This is a genomic window from Rhodoferax sp. (assembly GCF_028689305.1).
Classification (GTDB): domain Bacteria; phylum Pseudomonadota; class Gammaproteobacteria; order Burkholderiales; family Burkholderiaceae_C; genus Rhodoferax.
In genome coordinates this window covers 1-4,955 of record NZ_JAQTWM010000146.1, presented here as the reverse complement: position 1 = coordinate 4,955, position 4,955 = coordinate 1, and the positions used below count along the sequence as shown (strand labels likewise).

At 61.9% G+C, this 4,955-nt stretch carries 4 protein-coding genes; 3 read left to right on the top strand and 1 reads right to left on the bottom strand.

Features of this window, described 5'->3' with window-relative positions:
• Positions 1-51: 51 nt before the first annotated feature.
• Positions 52-483: a VOC family protein gene (locus PHW99_RS17995; RefSeq protein ID WP_300180946.1), complete on the top strand. Its 432-nt coding sequence runs from the start codon at positions 52-54 to the stop codon at positions 481-483.
• A 15-nt stretch (positions 484-498) separates the two neighbouring features.
• The gene (locus tag PHW99_RS17990) at positions 499-1,578 is read left to right on the top strand and encodes an AbrB family transcriptional regulator (RefSeq protein WP_300180943.1); all 1,080 of its coding nucleotides are present in this window, start codon (positions 499-501) and stop codon (positions 1,576-1,578) included.
• On the opposite strand, the gene PHW99_RS17985 is transcribed toward PHW99_RS17990, so the two are convergent.
• Positions 1,575-2,621 (bottom strand): AI-2E family transporter, encoded by a 1,047-nt coding sequence (locus PHW99_RS17985; RefSeq protein ID WP_300180940.1) that lies wholly within the window; start codon positions 2,619-2,621, stop codon positions 1,575-1,577. The genes PHW99_RS17990 and PHW99_RS17985 overlap by 4 nt on opposite strands.
• A gap of 232 nt (positions 2,622-2,853) precedes the next feature.
• On the opposite strand from PHW99_RS17985, the gene PHW99_RS17980 reads away from it, so the two are divergent.
• On the top strand, positions 2,854-4,955 hold a 2,102-nt coding region (locus PHW99_RS17980; protein ID WP_300180937.1), incomplete at its 3' end, for a diguanylate cyclase.

The window sequence follows — 4,955 nt, the reverse complement described above, 5'->3', positions numbered from 1 at the left end:
CAGCGCGGCTAATATCGCTGTTCCTTAACCTGCTCTTGCCATTTCCCAACCATGCCTGAAGTCATTGGTATCGACCATATCTACATCACCGTGTCTGATCTGCAACGCTCAGAAGCCTTTTACGACCGGGTTCTGTGCGAAACGCTTGGTTTTCGCAAGAACAGGTTTGCCCTGGGGGGCGATCCGCATGTTCAATACTTCAATCGCCACTTTGGTTATGTGCTTCGCCCGGCCCACAACGCTGGCGAGCACAATGCTTATGCGCCGGGGTTGCACCATTTCTGCCTGCGCGTGGCGTCGGCGGCCGATGTGGTGGCGGTCGCCAATGAACTGCGTGCGCTGGCGATCAATGCCTCTGAAGCCAGGTGCTGCCCCGAGTACGCGCCTGACTATTGGGCCACTTTCCTGACCGATCCCGACGGCTTACGCCTGGAGGTGACCAATTACCGCCAGGAGCGCCGTGACCGGCATGACCATTGGTGATGGGGTGCCGGGATCGTGAATCATGTCGTCCGCCTTGTTCGTTGGCTGCGTGCCGCTACGCTGCGGCGCTGGGGTTCCCTGTTGTTCATCAGCGTTGTCCTGGGATGGGGGTTGACCGCTTTGCATTTGCCGGCAGGCGTTTTGCTGGGGTGTATGTTGGCAGGCATCCTTCTGGCGTCGCATGAGATGCAAGTCAAGGTGCCTTCAACCCTGTTTGTGCTGGCCCAGGGGGTGTTGGGTTGCCTGATGGCCCGCAGTCTGCAGCCCGCCGTACTGGCCAAGGTGGCCGCCGACTGGCCGACCTTCCTGGGGGCCGCTGTGGCCTTGATGGCCGCCAGTGCCTGGTTGGGCTGGCTGCTGATGCGCCGGCAGATTCTGCCAGGCACCACGGCGGTGTGGGGTTTGGCGCCGGGCGCGGCTTCGGCGATGGTCCTGATGGCGCAAGGGTATGGTGCCGATGCGCGTCTGGTTGCTTTCATGCAATATCTGCGTGTGGCCATGGTGACTGCCCTGGCGACACTGGTGGCCTGGTGGTGGTCGCCACATACCGCGGGGGTGGGTGAGGGCGCTTCCTGGCTAGCGCCACCCGATTCGGTTGATCTGCTCTGGACACTGATGCTGGTGCTGCTGGGGAGCATGGCCGCGCACTGGCTGCTTATTCCGGCTGGTGCCCTGCTGATTCCGTTGGTCCTGGGCACGGCCCTGCAGGCGTTCAACCTGTTGACTTTTGCCTTGCCGCCGGTCTTGCTGGCCTTCGCGTATGCTGTGATTGGCTGGAGTATTGGACTGCGCTTCACGCGCCTGATTCTGGCTCACGCCTGGCGTGCTTTGCCGGCGGTGCTGGGGGCGATCCTGGCCCTGATTGTGCTGGGGGTGCTCATGGCCGTGGGTTTGAACCAATTCGCCGGCTTTGACCCATTGACGGCCTATCTCGCCACCAGTCCGGGTGGGGCTGACTCCGTCGCCATCATTGCAGCCAGCAGTGCTGTGGATGCAGGCTTTGTCATGGCCATGCAAATGGCGCGGTTTATGGTGGTGCTGGCCTTGGGCCCGGGTTTGTCGAAGTGGGTGGCCGGGCGCACCGGGGTGAGTTAAACCGCATTTTGGCCATTGGTCCACTCGGTCAACAGCCGGAACCCCACGGCCAGCAGCGCCGGCCCGAGGAAGGCGCCAATCACGCCAAAGGCCAGCACGCCCCCCAGCACACCGAGAAACACGATCGCAAAGGGCAATTGGGAACCCCGGCTGATGATGAAGGGTTTGATGATGTTGTCCACCATGCTGATGCCAAAAAAGCCCCAGGCCGCCATGAAGGCTGCCCACAGCGGTTGGTCATGAGCAAACAGCCAGATCGTCGCGCCGCCCCATACCAGCGGCGGGCCCACGGGCACCACCGACAGGAAAAAGGTGGCCACCCCCAGCAGCACCGGCCCTGGCACCCCGGCGATCGTCAGGCCGATGGCAGCCAGCACGGCCTGGGCCAGTGCTGTTCCCAGAATGCCGTACACCACACCGGTCACTGTCCCTCGTGTCAATTCCAGCAAATGGCTGGCGCGGGGGCCGCTGACACGTTGCAGCGCCACGATCAGACGTGTGGCCAGCGACTGGCCATGCAGGAACAGGAAAAACCCCAGGAACACCGACAGCGACATGTCCACCAGTCCCCTGGCCACGACCCGTCCACTGGCCAGGGCCAGGGTCTGCGCCGGGTGGGCCAGTTTGGACAGTTCCTCCACCAGCCGCTGGCCGTTGTGGGCAAATTGTTGCCAGTAGCTGTCCAGGACCGATCCAATCAGGGGCAGGCTCTTGATCCATTCGGGGGCTGCGGGCAACCCCTCACGCAGCAGCTCGGCCGCGCTTCTGCCCAGGGATGCCACGTCATCAGACAGGGCCAGCGTCACCGCGCTGACGGGAACCAGCAGCACCAGGGTCACCAGCAGCGTCATCAGGCTGGCCGCCAGTGTCCGTCGTTGCCCCAGCAGTTGTGCCAAGCGCACGTAAGCCCCCCAACTGCTTGAGACGAGAATGGCCGCCCATGCCAATGAACTCAGAAATGGCCACAACACCAGGGCACAACCGGCACCCAGCAGGACCAGCGACATCACACCCAGAAGTCGATCGGAATTGGCAGGATTCATGGCAGGAACGGGAGTGGCTACGGAGCCTCAAGCTTACTTGAGTCGTACAGGTTTCACAGCGCCGGTTCACGCGGTACAGTTCAGCCTTGTGAAAACACGCAATTTGTACCGGGAGGCGACTCTGTGACATCCAGGCTGACACACTCAGCACACCCTACCGCAGGCGGACAGGAGTGGTGCCGTGACATGCCCCATCAGGTGTGGGTGGCCATGTTGTGCATTGGGGGGCGTCATGCTTGAGTCCGGCAACCATCGGGCGTTTTTCAACGATATCCCAGTGGCCATTTCACTCAGCCGTGCCGATAACGGGGTGTATCTGGATGCCAATGCCGAGTGGTTGCGTCTGACCGGCTTGACCTTGGCTGACGTGGTTGGGCGCAGTTCGATTGAACTTGGGCTGTGGGACAGCGACCAGCAGCGCGCACAGGCCATGCAGTCTTTGGCCCAAACCGGGCAGTTACGTGACCTGGACATGACCTTCACCCGCCCTGACCAGCGCCGTGTGTTGCTGCGCGTCAACGTGAACCGCATTGTGGTCAATGGTGAGGCCTGTCTGCTGAGTTATCTCAAGGACGTGACGGATGAGCGCGCGGCCCAGTCGGCCTTGTTGGCCAGTGAGCAGTTGCTGACCGCCACCAACCAGCGGTTGAGCCAGCAGCTGCGCCTGTTTGAGGCCATGGAAAGCCTGGCCTCCGTGGGGTACTGGACGGCCAGCAGGACCAACCGCGATCTGATCTGGTCCAAGGGGCTTTACCAGCTGACCGGCTGGCCGTTGAGCCAGGATCCCTCTGCCACAGGAGGGCGCGACCGGATTCACCCTGATGACTTGGCGAAGTACACGAACGCCGTGACCACGTTGGATGGCGGGACCTTTGAGTACCGTTGGCAGCACCCGGATGGCCGGATGCGTTGGCACCGCTCGCGGGTGCAATCCCTGACCAGTGACGACGACGAGCCGCTGATTTTCGGGATGGTGCAAGACATTACTTCCGAGCGTGACACGGCCCAGGCGTTACAGGAAAAGCTGGGTTTCATCCAGAAAATCACCAGCCGCTTGCCAGGGGCGGTGTTCCAGCTTCGGCGCAATGCGGACGGGATTCATGAGTTCCTGTACATCAGTGAGCCGGCCTGTGAGATTTACCCCGGTTTTTCTGCACAGGGCATTCTGCAGGATGCCTATTGCACCTTGGCGATCCATCACCCCGACGATCTGGCCGGTTTCGAGGCTTCGGTGCGCACGGCCATGTTGACCATGACGCCGTGGCAGCACGAGTACCGGCTGTTGTTGCCGGACGGTGAGGTGCGCTGGTTGCTGGGGCAGGGCATGCCCGAATCCGACAGCCACGGCGCAGTGCTGCTCAGCGGTTTTGTCACGGACATCACCACCCGCAAACGCGCAGACGAGCGGCTGCGCCTGAGTGAAGCGCGGTTTCGCTCCCTGACCGAACTGTCGTCCGACTGGTATTGGGAACAGGATGCACAGTTCCGTTTTGTCCGGGTTGATGGCAATCTGCAAACCGCCAAGACCCTGCCGGAGGCACATTACCTGGGCAAGACCTTGTGGGAAGACGAGGGGGTGCAGGGAGTCAGCGCGGCCCAGTGGGCTCGGCACCGCGCCGCGCTGCAGGCGCACGAGGTTTTCCACGATTTTGAAATGCAGCGCCAGCGCGCCGATGGCAGCTGGATGTGGGTGTCCATCAGTGGCACACCGATTTTGGATGCCCAGGGCCAGTTCACCGGTTACCGCGGCATCGGGCGCGATATTTCGGAGCGCAAACGGACTGAAAAGGAAATTGAATACCTGGCGTTTTACGATGCCCTGACCGGTTTGCCCAATCGTCGTCTGTTGATTGAGCGGTTGCAACTGGCGCTGCTGGGAACGGCACGCCATGACCGTTACAGCGCGGTGTTGTTCATTGACCTGGACAATTTCAAGGACCTCAATGACTCCCTGGGTCACGACATGGGCGACATGTTGCTCAAACAGGTGGCACAGCGCCTGCAGGCCAGTGTGCGTGAGGTGGATACCGTGGCCCGCCTGGGCGGAGACGAATTTGTCGTGATGCTGGAGGAGCTTGGTTCCGACCCGGTGCAGGTGACGGCACTGGTGGAAAAAATCGGCCGCAAGGTGCTGGCCAGCCTGAACCAGGTGTACGAATTGGGTACCTTGGAGCACCACAGCACCCCCAGTATGGGCGTGGCCTTGCTGTCGCGGCAGGTGCGTTCGGTGGACGAGTTGCTCAAGCAGGCCGATCTGGCCATGTACGAGTCCAAAGCCGCCGGACGCAACACCATGCGCTTTTTTGATCCGGCGATGCAGGCCCTGGTGGCGCA

What these genes read in the sequence shown, in the direction of transcription:
- PHW99_RS17995 (WP_300180946.1), top strand. Translation starts at nt 52, where the DNA reads ATGCCTGAAGTCATTGGTATCGACCATATCTACATCACCGTGTCTGAT.
- PHW99_RS17985 (WP_300180940.1), bottom strand. Translation starts at nt 2,621, where the DNA reads ATGAATCCTGCCAATTCCGATCGACTTCTGGGTGTGATGTCGCTGGTC.